Origin of the sequence: Stieleria maiorica, from assembly GCF_008035925.1 — a bacterium.
In the GTDB taxonomy this organism is placed as follows: domain Bacteria; phylum Planctomycetota; class Planctomycetia; order Pirellulales; family Pirellulaceae; genus Stieleria; species Stieleria maiorica.
Map to the genome: position 1 here is coordinate 8891307 of NZ_CP036264.1, position 17858 is coordinate 8909164.

Genomic DNA, 17858 nt, shown 5'->3' on the forward strand with positions numbered 1-17858 from the left:
TTGATTGTCTTCAAGACGCGGCGGCTGGAGGCCGCAGAATTTCGGCACGAGCGAGCAACCAAACTCTATGTCAATTCCTTCCGACACCGGTTGCCGCTCGGTAACCGCCCCTGGCCAACCGCCGACGATGCACAGCGCGATCGGGAAATCGTTTCATCGCGGAATTCCGGAGTTCAGCGACCTGATGTTGGCGTGTCGGCACCATGCCGTGTTGACCTTCGTCGTGGGCAGTGTGTTTGCGGTGTCACTCGCGCTGGCCGCGTGGACGATGATCCGGCCGAACTATCATGCGGAAGCTTTGGTGCGAGTCCGCGAAAAATCCAACGTGGTGTTTGCGCCGCAAACCTCGAGGGCAGAAGACATCGCGTTCTTTCGTTCCCAGGCCGCCCTGGTACGATCTCACCAAGTCCTGTCGGCTGCGTTTGACGATGAAGAGGTCCGCCAACTGCCCGATGCGATCCCCGAGGGGGATCGAGTCGAATGGCTGGATGGGTTACTGCGGGTCGAGACCCAGTCGGGATCGGAGGTGATCAGCATCACCGTTCATCACGAATCCCCGCAAGTGGCACAAGCGTACTGCAACGCAATCACGCGGGCGTATTTGGACGAGATCACGCACCGGATCGCCTCGGACCGCCGACTTCGTGAAACCCAGTTGGAACAAGCCGTCGCGGCTGCGGATGCCCAGTTGGACGCCCTCTGGGACGAACTGAACAGCGTTGCGCGGTCGGTGGGCTCGGACAGTTCGGAATCGTTGACGATTCGCGACGAAATGCAGTTCCAGTCCTATCGGGATTACGCCCAACAGTTGCAAGCGGCACAGCTGAGGGGCAATCAATTGCAAAGCCAGCTGGAAGAGTACCAGGCCAACCATGGCGGACCGTCCACGGTCAGCGATGAGGTCGTCGAAAAATTGCTGCGACAGAACGCCGAGATCATCGCCGCTCGCAAGCAACTGCTGGGGCTGGAGCTGCAGTGTCAGCAGATGCAAAAGATCGCCGCCAGCGCCGAATCGCCCCAGATGCGGCGATTGACCGACCAGCGAGACTTGTATGCCGGTGAACTCGAAGAGCTGGTCAATCGAACACGGGCTGAAATCAGCGAGACGTTGCAAATCCAGGCACAATCGGAACGCCAGCAATCGCTCGCCAAGCTCAAACAACAGATCGAACTCAATCGCAGCGAGAAAGAGTACTTGCGTGAGCGAATGACGGAACTCAATTCTGTCGTGTCGCGCACGACGCCCAAGACCGCCGTGCCGTTGGACATGTCACGTCACGCCGTCGAACGCCAAAGCCGGCTGGCCGACGGATTGTGGAAGGCACTGCAGGAATTTCGGATCGAATCCCAATCTCAGCCGCGGGTTGCGTTGCAGTCTCTGGCGACGCTGCCCGAGCAGGCCAATCATTCGCGTCAATTGAGAGCCGCGGCGGTCAGCGGGGTGGGCGGATGGATGTTGGTGATGTTCATGATCGGCTACCTCGAATGGCGGGACTGCCGCGTGCGGTCGGCACGGGACCTGATTTCCCGATCCGCGTTTCCGGTTTTTGGCACCAATGCCTACGCCGCATCGCAGCCGAAATCGTGGTTCGGACGGCGTCAAAAACATGTCAGCGGCGGTGTCCGTGAAGCGGCCGCGAGGATCATTTTGCGGAATCAGGACGCGTCGCGTCCCGTCGCGCTGATGGTCAGCAGCTGCATCGCCGATGAACCGCGGCACCTGATTTCGCAGGAGCTGGTCATGCTGTTGGGCAACTTTGGGCGGCGCGCCCTGTTGGTCGACTGCGACACCGACCGGTCTCAATTAAGTCATGCACTGGGGGCGGCACAGTCGCCCGGCATCCGCCAACTGTCCGTCGGCAGCGAGTCGTTGTCGGCCGAGGCGATCACGGAACGTTTGATCGCGACGAATCAATCGGCGGTGGATTTCCTGCCGATCGGAACCATGGCCGACGACCAAACCTGGATCGATCCACGAATGCTTCGCGCAGTGGTCGCCGCCATGCGTCAACACTATGACGCCATCATCATCAACGGCCCATCGATCATGGGGTCGGCCGAAGGTGCGTTGCTGGCCGAAGAAGTCGATTCGAGTGTGATCGCAGTGTTCGTCGACCACAGCCGCTGGAACCAGCTGGTGTTGTGCGAGCAGTCGGCCGCTGAATCTGGAATCCCGCTGTCCGGTTCGATTCTGCACCCGGGCACCGGGAAGCCGGGGCTGCGTCTAAACCCCGATCAAAAGCCAGTATTGCCGAACCGATCACTGGCTGCCGACGGCACCGAAAGTGAAACCGCACTCCAGATGGAAATCGGTGCGTTGCAAGAAGAGATTCGTCGCGTTCAGGCGGACGGAGACGAATCGAATCAACAGAAAACCTCCCCCGACGTGACGAACCACACAGGCAAAGCGACCCATTCATGAAGCACGCACCGTTGACCACTCCCGCAGCATCCGTGGTGGCATTTGCGACCGACTCGGACAGGATCGTCCATCCGGCGCATCCTCCTGTGTCAAATCCGTCCAGCGCTACGACCACCGACGCCGCGGCTCCCGATATGCCCGTCACCCGGCTGGCCGCAGTCGAAGCCGCACTGGTATCGCCTGCGGTTCCAACACCTTACTTTCGCGTCAAAACGATCGTCGAATTGGTGATGACGATGCTGTTGATGTCGGTCGCGATTCCGATCATGGCGTTCGTTGCGATCGCCATCTTGGTGTGCGACGGACGTCCGATTTTTTATCGTCAGGTGCGGGTGGGAAAAAACGGCAAAAACTTTCGCATCTGGAAGTTTCGCACCATGAAAACCGGTGCGGAAAAGCACACCGGCCCGGTTTGGAGCAGCCCCAACGATTCGCGGGTCACCCGGTTGGGTCGTTGGTTGAGGTGCTGCCATCTGGATGAATTGCCACAGTTCATCAACGTGTTGGCGGGCGACATGAGTCTGGTCGGTCCGCGTCCGGAACGCCCCGAATTCGTACGCACCCTGTCCGAAGAAGTGCCGGGCTACTTACAGCGGACTCGGGTGCGTCCGGGAATCACCGGGCTCGCACAATTGAAGCTGGGCTATGACGAGTCGATCGTCGGTATCCCGCAAAAAGTTGCTTGCGATCTGCACTACATTTGCACTGCGAGTCTGGTCGAGGATCTGAAGCTGCTGCTGTCGACGCTGCCGTACATCGCGGGGCAGTTGTGTTTCAAGTTGAGGGCGAAACCCAAATCGCATCCGCAGCGAGAGACCGCCGCGGTGGACGTCACGCGATCGGGCGACGTGGAGTCAGAGGAGGCAACCGTGATCGAGCTGACGCAGAACGTGGCCTGAGATTTCGTTCTCAGACGGACCGTAGCGGAAGCCGCCAAGGCTTTCGGCGAGCCGGCAGGGGATTGAAACTCTCCGCGAGTTCCGCTACGGGGGAGCGAGAGGCGAAACTCTTGGCGAGTTCCGCTACGGTTGTGCCGTGATCGTCAGGTCGTCAAAATCGGGTTCGCCTAATCCCCGTCGGGCCTGTTCGACGAGCGCCGCCATTTCGCGCGCGGTCACGTAGTAGTACCGGAATCCGTACCGATCGGCCGTTTGTCGCAAGCGGCGATGAAATTCCGTTGCCCGGGGGCCCAGCCACTGGTCGGTGTTGGCTTCCCAAGCACCGTGCGTGTGCAGTTTGATGAATTGCCATGCGGGGTGCCCGGCAACACCGACGCGGGCTTTCAGCCAGTCATCGATTCGGGATTGCGACAGCGGTTGGGTCCCGGCGACATTGCCGTTTTCGATCCGTGGTTTTTGCCACGCCCGTCGGTGGGTGACCAGCAACGGGCCTTGGATCATCAGCAACCCATCGGCCGGGCGTTCCTTACCGACGGTCACCGGTATGCCCACATCGTGGGACTTGGACCGCTGCGGATCGTCGATGGCGTCATAGATGCTGTTGATCGTTCGTGTTTGTGCGGCGTGGGGAGCGGCCGGCATCGTAAAATCCGCGTAGCAGCCCGTTTCGCGTAAAACGGTCAGCTCGTTGTTGACGCCGCAGTGGCACCGATCGGGATGTGAATTGTCGAGTGCCCAATTGCCGTGAATGAAGCCGTAGCGGATCCGGCCGGAGGCGTCTTGGTGCAACAATCCGTGGCGCGTGTGCATGGTTTCAACGGATTTGGACAACAATTCTCGCAGCGAGTCGGCGTTGTCATCGTCGTGGTGCAAATGCACTTCCACGTCGCCATAGCCCGAATGTTTCAGTTTGGCGAGTTTGTCCAAATGCTCGGCGCTGTAGCATTCGATGGGATAGAAAAACGAGTGTTGCGGCGGTCGGCCACGCGAGTCACAGCATCCATCGACCGACGCGGGGTATTCTGCCAGCCAGCGATCGACGCGCTGCCGTTGACGTTGCAGCGACGCTCCGTCACGCTCGGGTTCAAAGTGGTCGGTGACGGCGATGAAAACGTGTGTCGGCCGCGGTACCAGCCGCTTGCCGGCTCGGTAAGCGCGGGCAAACGTCAACGGCCCCATTCCCCGAATCAGCATCACTGGGGAACCTTGACGGTCGTGGGTGGGAAAGCGATCAAATGGACGTTACGCCGCACGTTTTTCAGTGGTAGGAACCATTTCAGATGTCGCCGGGATGTGGCTCCAACTCGGTCGCTGGGTCGGGTTCCAGATCACTGTATCATGACCGGCCAACCAGCGGCAAATCCCGACGCCGATCGCGGCATTCATGACCACGAATGACGTCGCGGCACGCGCCAATCGCGCCGCAAGGCTGCGACCGGAAGCGACGACGCCGTAGCCGGCCGCGACATAGGCCAGCACTTGCAGCACCACCAGCGTCTGATAGATCGGTGTGGTGGCCAGGCAGAGATTGCTGACGAAAGCCGCGATCAACAAGAACGGGCCGGCCCAGCGGAGCAGCTTGTGCGAGACAAAGGCGGCCGCTTGGCCACGATTCTTCCAACGCAGCAAACCACGCAGTACCGCCAGGCACTGCATCGCTCCCAGACCGATGCGTTGACGACGTGAAAACTCAGCCCGGATCCCACCGGTGCTGGATGAATACGCTTGAGCCGTCGGGTCAAACACCAGCCGACACGGATGCGTCATCCGGACCAACATCGGCAGCACCATGTCGTCGTTGATGGTGGGACGCGATGGGGCAACGAACATGGATCGCGAAATGGCATAGATCGCACCGCTGGCCCCCAGCGTGATTCCCAGGCGTGCTTCGCAGGCACGGATCTTGTTTTCCAGTTTCCAGTACAGCGATTCGCTGGCCGATCCGTGCTCGTCGATCATCGTGACCTTTCCGGCGACCAAGCCGACGTGCCGGTCCGCAAAATGTCGCGCCAGTCGTCGCACCGAATGCTTGTCGAACCGCGTGGTCGCATCGGTAAAGATGACCACGGGGCTGGCGACCGATCCGACGGCGTCGATCAACGTGGCCGCCTTGCCGCGGCGGGTCTTGAATGAGATCACCTTGATCCGGCTGTCGTTGAATTCCGACACGACGCGTCCGGTTTGATCGGTGCTTCCGTCGGAGGCGACCAGGATGTTCAATCGCTCGGGCGGATAGTCGCACGCGAGAATGTTTTCGATGCGTTCGGTCAGATAGTTCGCGGCGTTGTGGGCCGCGATCAGCACCGTGACTTCGGGCAAATCCTGGCGCCGTGCCGCGGCGACCGGGGATTCATCGCGTCCGAACACACGGGCCAGCACGGCGATCAGAAGCGGGTAACCCAGGTAGGCGTAGAACAGCCCCACGAGGGAGCCCGACAAGATGGTAACAAGAACAGCATGCACTACACGGATCCGGAGCGAGGCCACGACGCGACGGCAATCGTCGAAACCCCTTTAGGGTCGACATTTGGGGGCCGTTTTCGTCGCCCTATCTGCGGGGATCACGTGAGGGATCAACCTCATCGGCAGACCGAATCCATGATGCCTGCCAGTTGGCCGGCCTGTCGGCGGCGCGAGAATTGGTCCAGGCAGGTCCCGTCGACGACCGACGGCCGCTGGTCGAACAGCTTGATCAGGCAACCGGCGATGCCGTCGGTCTGAGTGGGTGAAAACCGAAACGTGTGTCTGTGCTGACCAACCAACGAGGCCGTTTCCCCGTCGCCGCAAACGGCCAAGATCGGTCGCTTGAGTGCCAGGTATTCGAACAGTTTGGCCGGCACGACACGCTCGGCGCCCGGTTCGTCGGCCAACAGCAACAACAACACGTCGGCCGAAGCGGCCAGTTCAAGCGACTTGCCGTGCGGCAGGTAGTCGTGTCGCTGGACATTGACGCGCGTCGGATCAAGCTTTCCGACGATCGCGTCTTGATGCGGCGTGCGCCTGCCGGCGATGATCAAATCGATCCGCGCGGCCGAATCGGGATCCGTCGTGGACAGTCGAAGTAGCGCGTCAACGATCGGCGAAATGTCCGTCAGCTTCCAGAGCGTGCCGGTGTAGACGATCCGCAACCGCTCCGAGATCGGCGGCGCGGATGGCAGTCCGGTCAAGTCGTCTTGGTCGTAGCCGTTGTAGATGCAGTGCACCGAAGCCTGCCCGCCGGAAGCGTCGATCTGGCGTGCGAGTTCGTTCGCACTCGATTGCGTCGTTGCCACCACCGCGTCGGCCGCCCGCAAGACCTTGTCCAACATTTTCCGTTGTCGACGGATTGCGATCACCGAACGTTGGTGGTTTTCGAAGTGACGAATGGCCAGCAGCCATTCGTCGCGAAAATCCAAGACCAGCGGCAATCCGAAGCGACGCTTGAGCGTCCGGCCGAGCAAGAAGGAGGAAAACGGTGGACCGGTCACATACACCGCGTCGTGCGGGATGCCGCGAAGCGTCCGCGTCGCCAGTCGTGACGCGGACGGGTTCCAAAGGACTTGTGGGTCGGGTTGCAGCAACGCCATTGCCGCCTTGCGGGCAGATTGCCTGATCCATTGCTTCGGCGAAAACGAAGACGAAGGCTGCGTCGCGATCAGTTTCTGCTTCGTTCGATATGACGGTTCGAACGTCCGGGCGCGCAGCACGGTTGTTTCCGGATCCAGTTCCATCGACAAATCGCTATCGCGGACCGGCACCGAGGGATCGGCCGCGGTCAGCACCGTCGGCCGCCACTGGTACTGGGGCAGGTACTTGGCAAATTTCACGCTGCGTTGAACACCGCCGCCGCCCACGGGAGGGTAGGCATAGCTGATCAAAAGCAGGCGTCGTGGATCGCAAGCCATCATCCCGCCTTGCCGAGTTTTGAATTCCAAACTGCCAGCGTCCGCCGAAAGACCGCTTCGAAGCGTGCCGCCATCTGCGGCAACCCGTCGGGCACAAACGCCCGCGGGAATTGCGACGGAGACTCGACCGGTTGCTCAGCCTGTCGCACGACGGCGTCGACCAACCGGTCCAGGTCGTTGTCGGGAACGAGTCGGTCGATGCCTGGAGTCGCAATTTCGGACACACCGCCGACGTCGGTCGCAACAAAGGGCACGTCGCATGCGATGGATTCCAGCAACACGTTCGGAACGCCTTCGCTGTGGCTGGTCAAAACCATCACATCGGCCGCGTTGTAGCGAACGGCCAGTTCTTGCTGGCTGAGATTCCCTTCGAATCGCACGCACGAATCCAAGTTCAGTTGTGAGCGAAGCTTGATCAGGTCTTTCCGCATTGAACCATCACCGGCGATCATGATTTTCAGCCGGTCGCCCCATCGCTGTCGCCAGCGTTGGGCGGCGCGGAACAGTAGTGTCGGGTTTTTGACCGGTTCCAATCGGCCGGACCACATCAGTGCGATCCCGTCATCGGGTAGACCGCACGCGGCACGGGCATCGCGGCGAGGACGCGGATGAAAACAATGTTGGTCGACACCGCGATAAACCACGTCAATCTTGTCGGCCGGCATGCCCAGATTGATCGCCCTGGCCGCCAAGTCACGGCTGACCACGACCAATCGATCGGCGTCGGCCAAAACCTTTCGGATCGCGTGCCGCCGAGCGGAGTTGCGAGGCAGGAGCCGCAAGTCGCTTCCGCCGGAAAAGACGACGCACGGTGACTTGAAGTGCAACGCAGCACGCTCGGCTGCGCGGCCATCGGGATGCAGCCAATAGCCCATCACCAAATCCGGTGTGAAGGATGCTTCGATCTGCTTGAGTGCGGGTAAGATCGATTGCCAATAGAAATCGTCATAGCGACTCCGCATCAATTTCGGCGGGTAGACGTAAGTGGGATGAAAATCGTGTGGTGATTGATGGTGCACGCTGCCCGAGCCGAGCGGTCGCAGCCGCTGGACCCACGGAACGGGTGCGATCACTCGCACGTCATGGCGTTGGCGTAGAGCGTCCACCAAGTTGCGATTGAACATCCCCTGCCGCGGGCTGGTCGGCGTCGGATAGGTCGTCGCGATGTACAGAATGTTCATTGGGAAGACCTCCTGGCAAATTCCGCGATCACCGGTCGGTGGTCACCGCCCAGATCGGGCCCGACGTGGGCGGCCAAGACGTCCCAATTCTGATCGGCCAGGATGTGATCGATTCGGATTCCGTGCAAACGGGTGTACTTGGTGTAACCCAGTCCGCCTCCGGCGATCGAAAACGCGTTTTGATACTCGCCCCAGTAATCGCGATAAAAAACGCTTTCGACCGGAACGTTGAAATCGCCTGCGAGCATTGTGGGCAGATCGACGTCGCCGACCGCTTCGGCGACCTGCTTTGCGATGCCGCGCCGCGTCTGGCCCAGTCGGTCGATGGCTTCTGGGCCGCGCTGGAAATCAAAGTGTTGAATCTTTTCCAGTGCCGGGCGGAAGGTGGGCAGGTGGATCGACGCCAGTTGAACGCGTTCACCTTGCGGCAGGGTCAGTTGGCACCCGATGGCCGCCACGGCATGAAAATTGTTCCGCGGCTGCCGGCCCAGCACACGCGGCCGGCTCAACTCCAGCGGGCTTGCGATGACGACATGGTGCAGTTGTCGGCGGTTCCAACCGAGTTGTTCAAACAGCGGATCGGCTACCGCTTGGGTGCATTCCTGCAGCATCATCACGTCGATTTCGTGGTCGCGAAGCAGTTCGATCAGGCGGCGATCATCCAGCGTGCCGCCGCCGACGTTGCAGGTCAGCACACGCAGGGTTGGTCTCACCTCCGAGGACGCCGGGGCGAAACGCGGGAGTTGAAAGTCGAGGATCGGAAACAGGACCAAACCGACGTGGATCAAGTAGACGGGAGCCAATCGCCGTCGAAACACCAGTGTCAGCGGGACGAGCAACAACAGCGGCAACGCAACGACCCAGCGCGGAGAGAACAGAAAGACGGTGATCAACCAATACGAATTCAGACGCGTGTGCATCAACGCGGCGCCGATGACCAGCAACAACAAATACAGGATCGCTAGAATCAGCGTCGCGCGTCTCATCCCGCAATCCTGGGTTGACGGACGGTGCGATGATCGGGGTAGGCAACAACGACCCTCAGTTTTCCCGCGGCCGTCAAGTCGATTCGATCGACCCGCCGGATTTCCAACTGGGACGATTCACCGATGGTGTTGATGATCCGCCGCCTCAGCTCGGCGCCGTCATCGGCGTTCCAGCTTTCATCGACGACCAACTTCAACTGGATCCTGTCCGGCTGGGTTTGGACGGCTTGGAATTGGCGAACCGACGAGATGTCTTTGATCAGATGTGGAAAGAACGCCCCGGGCAGGTTGCGGCCGTCGGGCAATCGCAGCACATCCATTTGCCGGCCGACAATTTTTTCCAACAAAGGCAAACCACGGCCACAGGAGCAGTCGCCGGCGGCTGCCACCGCACGATCGCCGATCGCGTAACGGACGAACGGCATCGCCGTGTTGTACAGATCGGTGACCAGGATTTGACCTTCTTCGCCGGGTGCGACCGCGTTGCCCTGGTCGTCGACCACTTCGACGATCATGTTCTCGCTCGTCACATGTAACCCTTGGTGGTGATCGCACTCGGCCGCGATCAGCGTGAATTCGCGCGAACCGTAGGTTTCATAGACAGGGGATCCGAAGACACGCTCAATCAATGCCCGTTGGTGTTCGTACAGTTTTTCCGATCCGACGATGATGGACTCCGGGCGGTGAACCGAAATGCCGCGTTCATCGATGGCCCTGGCCAAGACGAACAGGGGATTGGCGTACGCCACCAGGACTTTGGGGCGAAACCGGTTCAGACGTTCGACGTAGCCGCCGGCGTTGGAATCCGACATCTGAAAGCTGTTCAAGAGGTCGCGGCGATACAGGAGGCGGGCGTAGAAATGCTCCTTCATCCTCCGCCGCATCGACATCGGGTTCAAATTGACTCCCCACAGATGGGACTGCCGAGTCCCCGGTGACGCTCCGGCCCAGCCGTAACCGCGAAACGCCGCCGCCACGCGACGATCGTTGGCGTCCCGTTCGATCAAGAACCGCAGCGGGGCACCGCTGGATCCTCCGGTCGCCTTGGACACAAATCCGATGCCGTTTTGGGACGAGCGGATGTCGGCCGCATTGTCGCGCATCATGGCGCGGGTCGTGATCGGAAACGCTCGCAAATCAGCGAGCGATGAGATGCCATGGACGTCGATCCCGTGCTGGGCCCAACGATCACGATACCAACGGCAGTACGTGTTGCAGTAGTTCAGCAACACGCGCAGCCGGCGGACTTGCAAGGATTCGATGTCTCGCCGCGACCGCCACTGGCTCGATTCCAGTTCGCGCCAATACGGGAACGTCTTGCGACGCTTCAGCCCCGATTCGAACCCGCGAATGATGACGTTTTGATAGGCCCAATCGATCATCACGCTGCCTCGGCGGAATAGAGTTGCTGGTAGGCGTGCACCATCTTGCGGACACAGAATTTGGACTCGACGCGGGCGCGTCCTTCGCTGCCAAATCGCCGGGCCAAATCTCGGTCTTCGTCCAGCCGTCGGATCGCGCCGGCAAGGGCCGCGGGGTCACGGGGGGGCACCAGGATTCCCGTCCGGCCGTCGGCGACGACTTCGGGGTTGCCTCCGACATCACAGGCCACGACCGGCAATCCGGTCGCCATCGCTTCCAACAGCGTCAACGAAATCCCTTCGGTGACCGAGGGCAAGACGAACATGGATGCCTGGGCGAGCACCACGGGGATGTCGTCGCGGATGCCGTGGAATCGAATTTGATCACACAGATGAAACGATTGCGTCAGCGATTCCAAATGGGGCCGCTCGCTGCCGTCACCGATGATGTCCAATTCCAGTCGGCGTCCATTTTGTTTGGCGACTCGGATCGCGTGAATCAGTGAGGCGACGTCTTTTTCGGGGCTCAGCCGGGCCACGACGACGGCCCGTCCGCGGGGTCGTTGATGGACCATCGCAAACCGATCCAGGTCAACACCGTTAAAAATCGTGACCGTTTTGTCGGCCGCGATGCCTTCGTCGACCGACAATCGGGCGCCGTCGCTGGACACGCTGACCACCCGGTCGACCCATCGCGACAGACCGCGAAAAAGTGTCGTTTGTCGTCGCGAGGATTCGAAGCGTTGGCCGTGTCGCGTATGGATGACACGCGGCACACCGGCCAGCCGCGCCGCGGCGACGCCGTAGACATAAGCCGCGGTGTTGTGAGTGTGAACGACATCGGGCACCATGCGGCGCAGCGTTTTGGCCAGCCGTCCGACCAGGGCGGGTTTCAGCCCTTCGGCCTTGTTCATTGCGATCACCGGCCAGCGATGCGATTCAATTTCCGCCGCCAGTTCGCCCCGCCGCTGAAGCGAGACGAAGCTCAACCGGTACCGGGAACGGTCGGTGAAGCGGGCGAATTCGACGAGCAGTTTTTCCATCCCGCCGACCTGAGTCCCCAGCGAGATGTGAACGACGTGTCGGGCGTTCATGCGGCCTCCTCGCTGAACAAGGAAACCGCGGCCGGGGCAAGCGACTTGACCACGCGCGCCGGATTGCCGGCCACGATCGTGTCATCGGGAACATCTTTGGTCACAACCGACCGCGCCCCCACGATGGCGCGATCGCCGATTCGAACACCTTTCAACACCATCGCGCCGTGCCCGATCCAGACGTCATGACCGATCGAAACGGCCGCCACTTCGCTTGACGGTGTGGTCAACCCGTTCCGCCGATCGACCGCGTTGATGGGGTGGCCATCAAAATCGCTGACGCGCACACCGCCGGCGATCAGGCAATGGTTACCGATGCGGATCTCGCGTCCGATTACGAACGCGCAGTTGTGACCGATGAACGTCCCGCTTCCGATCGTCAGCTCCGGTGAAGCGACGTGCCGTGAACTGAAGGCGAACGAGGACTTTCCCGACAACCTGACATCGTCGCCGATGGACAAGGTTCCGCGACCGACCAGATAGGGCAGTTGTTCCATCCGAAATCGCTGCCCGACGGTTTCGCATTGACCGCGAAACAGCGGTTCGTACCAGAAGAACCGAGTCGCCCAAGCGATCGACTCTCGCGCGGCGACGTGCAACCGGTACAACCCTGCGACGACCGGGCGGTTGACGTTTGTCACCGGCAAATGACATTGCAACAACCATCGCGCCACTGTCTTGAGCTGTTCACGCATCATGCCGCTCCTTCGGGTTGGTTGCGATGCAACATCGATTGCCGCAACAAGACGACCAGTCGCTTCAATCGGCCCAAGCGTTTCATGGCGGGCATCCCCGCAAACGGCAACGGCCAGCCGAGCACCGACCGCATCAGCATGGGAAGCGCCGTCGACGGCGAGGGATCCATCGCGGCCCAGCGATAACGAACGTACGAGGTCCAGAACAACCGCGACGCAAGGCCGAGCAGCACGGCGTGGCGGTCGATGACTTCCAGCATCTTGGTGCAATCGACTTCGATGCTGCCGCGCGACAGGCTGCCGGGTTCCAGTACGGCGGTCGCCAACGGTTGTGAATCCAAGAACACCGTGTTAGCGGCCGCCAGACGAATCCACATGTCGCGATCCTCGGCAGGTTCCAACCCTGAAACGAAACGCAGTTTTTCGATCGCCGCACGCCGAACCAGCACCGTCCCGGTCCAGTGCAACGTCCCGACCATGAAGGCGTCGGACCCTGTGGCTCGGATCGGTCGGTCGTACCACTGTTCGGATTTGCAGGGGTTCAATTCCCTCGATTGACCGGGCGTTTCGCAGTAGAACCTGCCGGCGACCACGTTGACCTGCTGATGCGCCGTGAAGATCGCCAGTTGACGCTCAATCTTGTTCGGTTCCCAATGATCATCGGCGTCAAGGAAACCGATGAAGTCGCCGGTCGCCGCGTCCAGACCCCGGTTGCGGGCGGCGGCGGTTCGCGAATTGGTTTGCCGGATCAACACAACCGGCGGGGCGTACTGCTGGACGATGTCGGCAAGACCGTCACGGCTGCCGTCATCGACCACGATGACTTGCGATACCGGGACGGTTTGTGCCAGGCAACTGTCGATCGCACGGGCGATGGTTGCCGCGGCGTTGTAGGCCGGGATCACGACGCTGACGGTGGGAATGTTCATGCGGCCCGCCTCCTGCCATCGCCGACCCGACGGTAGTAATGCATGATTTGGTCGACCACCACGTCAGTGCTGAAGTGATCGCAGCAATGTTGTCGCGCGGCCCGACCGATCCGCTGGGATTCACCGGGATCGGTCAACCATTCCGCCCAAGCGCTGGCCAAATTCCCCGGGAGGGATAGATCAATCGCTCGACCACCGGCACCGATCATCCATTGCATCACGGGGTGCCGATGAACCAGACAGGGCAGCCCGCTGGCGGTGGCTTCCAATAACGCAATCGGCATCATCTCTTTCAGGCTGCCGAGCGAAAACACGTCGGCCGCGCGATACAGATCGGCCATCCGGGTTCGGGGAAATCGAACCAGGAATCGAACACGGTCTCCTAACGTTTCGTTTGCCATCGCGATCAGGGCGTCGGTCTCCGGTTCCCGACCTCCGGCCACAACCAGCCAAGCCGGCAAATCGGGATGTCGATCCAGCAGCGTGCGAAATTCGTTGACCACATAGTCGATGCGTTTGTGTTTTCGCTTGATCGCGGCGGCGACCAACACGACGAGCGCGTCTCGGGGGATACCGAGCTCGTTGCGCAGTGCAGCATTGCTGCCCGGGCGAAAGTGATCGGTATCGATAAAGTTGGGGATCGTCGTCCAGCCGTCTCGATCCAATCCGGCGTCGCGGGCTTGCCCGTGGTGCCAGGGGGCGAGGTGTTGCAGGTAGGTGATCTGCCGCTGAAAATCGAGCGGTTCTTCCGTCCCGTGGGCCAGGATGGTTCGCGTCGTGATGCGGCCGCGGCGATGAGCCTTTTGCACCTGCAGTGCGACAAAGGGGTCTTGGACGTGCAGCACATCAACGTCTTCCGCTCGCAGCACTTTGATCAGATTGCGGGCAAACGTGGTCTGTTCGACCGCGTAGCCGCTGCCCATACCGATCCGCCAACCGAGTGCCGCGGGCAGAGACCGCAACAGCAAACGCGTCTTGACGGCGTCGCGGGTCCAGCAGGGGACGACGCGATCGATGTCACGTTGGGGTTCGCCGGCTCCCTTGCACAGGATGACGTCTTCACCGCGGGCGGCCAGCGCGCTTGCCAAATCGTCGGCCCAGGCTTCGATCCCCCGCGCGACGTGTCCCAATCCCGATGATGCAATGCAGATCTTATTCATGGACCGGAGCTCCCGCGGTCGCCAGTGACGGCGCCCGTTGATCGGCGACGACGACCGCATCGTCGTTGTAGCGGAAGCGATCTTTCAGCCGCAGAATGGGTTGCTCAAAGAACCGCCATGACAGCGCGGCAACGACCAGTGAGACGATCAGCTTGCTCACGTCCAGCCACCAGGGGTCGCCCATCTTCCAGCGGAATTTCACCAGCGTGTCCAAGTTCTCGTACAGCACCAGGTGGTACAGGTACAGTCCGTAACTGATCGTCCCCAGGCCGACCAAAACCTTGTTGCGAAACGGCGACAGCAAACGGCTGCCGGTCATCGAGACGAACAGCCCGATAACGCCCAGATAGGCGAGGCTGATGATGGCGACCGGCAGCGACAATTGCAGGTACTCTCCACCGGTCAGTGTCGGGTTTCTGGAACAAAGAATCCAATACAGTGCCCAATAGCTGGCGAAGCACGTCACTGCGATCGACGCGTAGCAGACCGCCTGACGCTCGCGCCCGATGGACCGGGTTCGGTGCATGATCCACGCCAACAGCGCCCCCATGGCCAGGCTGTCGGTGTGGCCGAATAGCACCGTTTTGGGTAACCCCTGGACACGCAACGCGATCGGCAACACGACCAGCACACCGGCAAGCCAATACTTTGCACGCCCGCGTATCAGTAGCAACGCTGCCGGCCAAAACAGGTAGAACTGTTCCTCGATCGCCAAGGTCCACGTATGTCCCAGACCAAGGTCCACCGGTGGTGTTTCGGCGCCCCAATACTGATGGATGTTTTGAAGATAGACCAGGTAATAGGCGATTCCCGATGTGTCCGCCGGCGTCGCGCGGATCAGATTGACGGCATAGGCCATCAGGATCACCAAGTAATACAGTGGCAAAATCCGCAGGCTTCGGCGCCAATAGAACGCCCGCAAAAATCGCGGTTGATCGAGGTTTCGCTGAATGATGCCGGTGATCAAGAACCCCGAAAGGACGAAGAACAGATCCACGCCCGTCGCACCGAACCAGAATCCGCGGGGAAGATGACAGCACAAAACGGCGATCGCGGCGATCCCCCGCAATGCGTCCAATTCGGTGATGTAGGTCGGCGTGCCGCTGGGATGTGATTCTTTCACCGATCGATCTCCTGTGCCGCGTAAGCATGGGACCGGTTTGCTGCTGACAATCGCCACGTCTGCACGGCATCCAGCATGATGCGACGAACGCGCCGCAGACGCGTCAGGGGACGTTGCTGGCCGAGCGGATTCGTCCAAGGCCAACGGCGGATCGAGCGGACGGTCGCACAGAACGCTTTCCAATATCGCCGTTCCACGTCGCACAATTCGATCGCCCGTTCCAGCTCCCTCGCCGAGAGCCCGCGTTGGACCAGACGCCCGATCCCCGGAACATCGGCGTATCGCCCGGGCAACGAGCGGGCGAATTGCATGTCCAGCGCGAAGGTGCGGTCACGATTTCCGGCACTGATGCCATCAGGCCGCTGGCGGTACCGGGCCAGCGGCGTTTCGATTCGGCCGACCGCCCCGACTCGGCTCAGACGTAGCCACAGGTCGTAGTCCTCGGAGATGTTCAGCTGTTCGTCAAACAAGCCGACCGCCGTGAGCGCATCGCGACGACAGACGACCGTCGGTGTGCCCAAGCGATTGCGCAGGATCATTTCGTCAAAGCTGTAGCAACGAACCGCCGCGGGGATGGCGATCGACGGCGAGGTGTCGTCCCAAGGGATCATCACCCCACCGACGGCGACCAAGTGCCGGTCGGCCTGCAAAGCAGCGAGTTGGAGATTCAATTTGTTCGGCAGCCAAGCATCGTCGGCATCCAAGAACGCGATGTAGTCACCGTCGCTATGTTGTATCCCTTGGTTGCGGGCTCCCGCCGGGCCCTTCGACCGCTGGTTCATCAAGTACGTGCATGGCACACCGGACTGGTCGACCGCAGCGGAGGTGTCATCGTTGGAACCGTCGTCCACGACAACGATTTCCAAGTCGGCATAGGCTTGGGTCGCAACCGATTGCAGCGCGCCGGCGATGTATCGGGCGCAGTTGTACGTCGGGATGATCACCGACACCCGACCGAAACCCGTGCGTCGGGTGCGTGGCGGAACGAACGCAGACATCGTGCGACCGGTGAGCCCGGCCGGGTTGCTAGCCATCATGCCCTCGCCTCGATTCGAAAGAAGCTCAAAAAGTTCGCTTGCACCGGCGGCGTGCGCAGCAACGCGTTGTATTCGTCTTGTCGAACAGGATCCCCGTCGAAACGTGCCAGTCGAGTGTTCTCGTCGACATCCAAGAAGACAAGCGTGTCGATTTGATCGATGTACGTGGCGGCGCGATAGTCCAGCAGCACCAGACGTCGGGTCGATGCGATCAGATCCCGATCGTTGACGTCGTCCAGAATCGTGACGCCGTCAAAGCGACTGTCACCGGACCATTGATTCGCCAGGAAGGACTTGCCCGCGCCGGATCGACCGACCACCGCCATCCGGAATTCCGAATCACCGCGAGTGTGTTTCTCGACCCACTCCGGCACCCACGTCACGTCGCGTGCGACACGATCACATCGAAAGAACGGACGTCCGATGGAGTCTTCACGCAGTTCATCGTTGGTAAACCCCAAGAATTCGATCGTTTGAAACCCACCGTATTTCAGCAACACCCAGGCGCATTGACGCGGGTCATCGCCATGATGCCCCTCGAAATACATGACGCGTGACAACCCGGCCAATCGGCTGAGGATGGAATTGCGGTCTTCCAGTTCTTTCGTTCCATAGACGGAAAGGAACATGACGGTGTCATGCGGCTCGAGTGCGGCCAGGGGATTGTCCAAGTCGTCACATCGGAACGCGGTCGTCGGACCGCTGTACAGCCCCCGCGCACGATCGACCGCGGCGCCGTCAAAGTCCAATCCGATGACTCGGTGGGCCCCCAGTTTCACGCAGTGGTTGACGATCGCGCCCATGTTGCACCCGGCGTCCAACACACGTTTGCCCGCGATGTCTTCGGCACGAAATAATTTCAACCGCTGGTCGGTTTTGTCACGCAATCCGACCACCTGTCGAGCGGGATCGGAGTGATAGTCGACAAACCACTGGTCACGTTTGATCGCGACAGACCGTCGACCGGCCATCACGCGGGACACCAGCGTTCGCGGTGCTCGCGTGATCCGTCGGCAGGTTGCTGTAAATGTACTCATCGGTGGGGATTCCTTTCGCTGCCGTGGGGCAAGTGACGATCGCGGGAAAA

15 protein-coding genes are annotated in these 17858 nt (G+C 60.9%); 2 read left to right on the top strand and 13 right to left on the bottom strand.

Translation table 11 applies throughout. From position 1 onward, the window contains the following. Positions 1-67 precede the first annotated feature (67 nt). Both Mal15_RS30180 and Mal15_RS30185 read left to right on the top strand, forming a co-directional pair. Positions 68-2422: a GumC family protein gene (locus Mal15_RS30180; protein ID WP_147871153.1), complete on the top strand. Its 2355-nt coding sequence runs from the start codon at positions 68-70 to the stop codon at positions 2420-2422. After that, positions 2419-3321: a sugar transferase gene (locus tag Mal15_RS30185; protein WP_147871154.1), complete on the top strand. Its 903-nt coding sequence runs from the start codon at positions 2419-2421 to the stop codon at positions 3319-3321. Before Mal15_RS30180 ends, Mal15_RS30185 begins: the two co-directional genes overlap by 4 nt. 123 nt (positions 3322-3444) lie before the next feature. On the opposite strand, the gene Mal15_RS30190 is transcribed toward Mal15_RS30185, so the two are convergent. The 13 genes from Mal15_RS30190 to Mal15_RS30250 form a co-directional block, all read right to left on the bottom strand. Then, complete coding sequence (locus Mal15_RS30190; protein ID WP_147871155.1) at positions 3445-4515, bottom strand: hypothetical protein; 1071 nt, start codon at positions 4513-4515, stop codon at positions 3445-3447. Positions 4516-4563: 48 nt separating this feature from the next. Continuing rightward, complete coding sequence (locus Mal15_RS30195; protein WP_167547136.1) at positions 4564-5760, bottom strand: glycosyltransferase family 2 protein; 1197 nt, start codon at positions 5758-5760, stop codon at positions 4564-4566. A gap of 140 nt (positions 5761-5900) precedes the next feature. Beyond that, positions 5901-7205 (bottom strand): glycosyltransferase, encoded by a 1305-nt coding sequence (locus tag Mal15_RS30200; protein ID WP_167547137.1) that lies wholly within the window; start codon positions 7203-7205, stop codon positions 5901-5903. Then, positions 7205-8386 (bottom strand): glycosyltransferase, encoded by a 1182-nt coding sequence (locus Mal15_RS30205; protein ID WP_147871158.1) that lies wholly within the window; start codon positions 8384-8386, stop codon positions 7205-7207. The genes Mal15_RS30200 and Mal15_RS30205 overlap by 1 nt, the downstream gene beginning before the upstream one ends. Then, positions 8383-9372, bottom strand: coding sequence for an endonuclease/exonuclease/phosphatase family protein (locus Mal15_RS30210; protein ID WP_147871159.1), 990 nt, complete (start codon positions 9370-9372; stop codon positions 8383-8385). Before Mal15_RS30210 ends, Mal15_RS30205 begins: the two co-directional genes overlap by 4 nt. Beyond that, a complete protein-coding gene (locus Mal15_RS30215) occupies positions 9369-10754 on the bottom strand; it encodes a phenylacetate--CoA ligase family protein (protein WP_147871160.1) in 1386 nt (461 codons plus the stop codon). The genes Mal15_RS30210 and Mal15_RS30215 overlap by 4 nt, the downstream gene beginning before the upstream one ends. Continuing rightward, a complete protein-coding gene (locus tag Mal15_RS30220; RefSeq protein WP_147871161.1) occupies positions 10754-11827 on the bottom strand; it encodes a glycosyltransferase in 1074 nt (357 codons plus the stop codon). Before Mal15_RS30220 ends, Mal15_RS30215 begins: the two co-directional genes overlap by 1 nt. Continuing rightward, positions 11824-12522, bottom strand: a complete 699-nt coding sequence (locus Mal15_RS35025; RefSeq protein WP_167547138.1) for an acyltransferase — start codon at positions 12520-12522, stop codon at positions 11824-11826. The genes Mal15_RS30220 and Mal15_RS35025 overlap by 4 nt, the downstream gene beginning before the upstream one ends. Next, on the bottom strand, positions 12522-13451 hold the full coding sequence (locus Mal15_RS30230; RefSeq protein ID WP_147871163.1) for a glycosyltransferase family 2 protein: 930 nt from the start codon (positions 13449-13451) through the stop codon (positions 12522-12524). The genes Mal15_RS35025 and Mal15_RS30230 overlap by 1 nt, the downstream gene beginning before the upstream one ends. Further along, the gene (locus Mal15_RS30235; RefSeq protein WP_167547139.1) at positions 13448-14611 is read right to left on the bottom strand and encodes a glycosyltransferase family 4 protein; all 1164 of its coding nucleotides are present in this window, start codon (positions 14609-14611) and stop codon (positions 13448-13450) included. The genes Mal15_RS30230 and Mal15_RS30235 overlap by 4 nt, the downstream gene beginning before the upstream one ends. Then, positions 14604-15734 carry an acyltransferase family protein gene (locus Mal15_RS30240; RefSeq protein WP_167547140.1) on the bottom strand — a complete coding sequence of 377 codons (1131 nt, stop codon included), beginning with the start codon at positions 15732-15734 and terminating at the stop codon, positions 14604-14606. The genes Mal15_RS30235 and Mal15_RS30240 overlap by 8 nt, the downstream gene beginning before the upstream one ends. Then, positions 15731-16771, bottom strand: coding sequence for a glycosyltransferase family 2 protein (locus tag Mal15_RS30245; RefSeq protein ID WP_147871166.1), 1041 nt, complete (start codon positions 16769-16771; stop codon positions 15731-15733). The genes Mal15_RS30240 and Mal15_RS30245 overlap by 4 nt, the downstream gene beginning before the upstream one ends. Continuing rightward, on the bottom strand, positions 16768-17808 hold the full coding sequence (locus Mal15_RS30250) for a class I SAM-dependent methyltransferase (RefSeq protein WP_147871167.1): 1041 nt from the start codon (positions 17806-17808) through the stop codon (positions 16768-16770). Before Mal15_RS30250 ends, Mal15_RS30245 begins: the two co-directional genes overlap by 4 nt. Between the last annotated feature and the right edge of the window lie 50 nt (positions 17809-17858).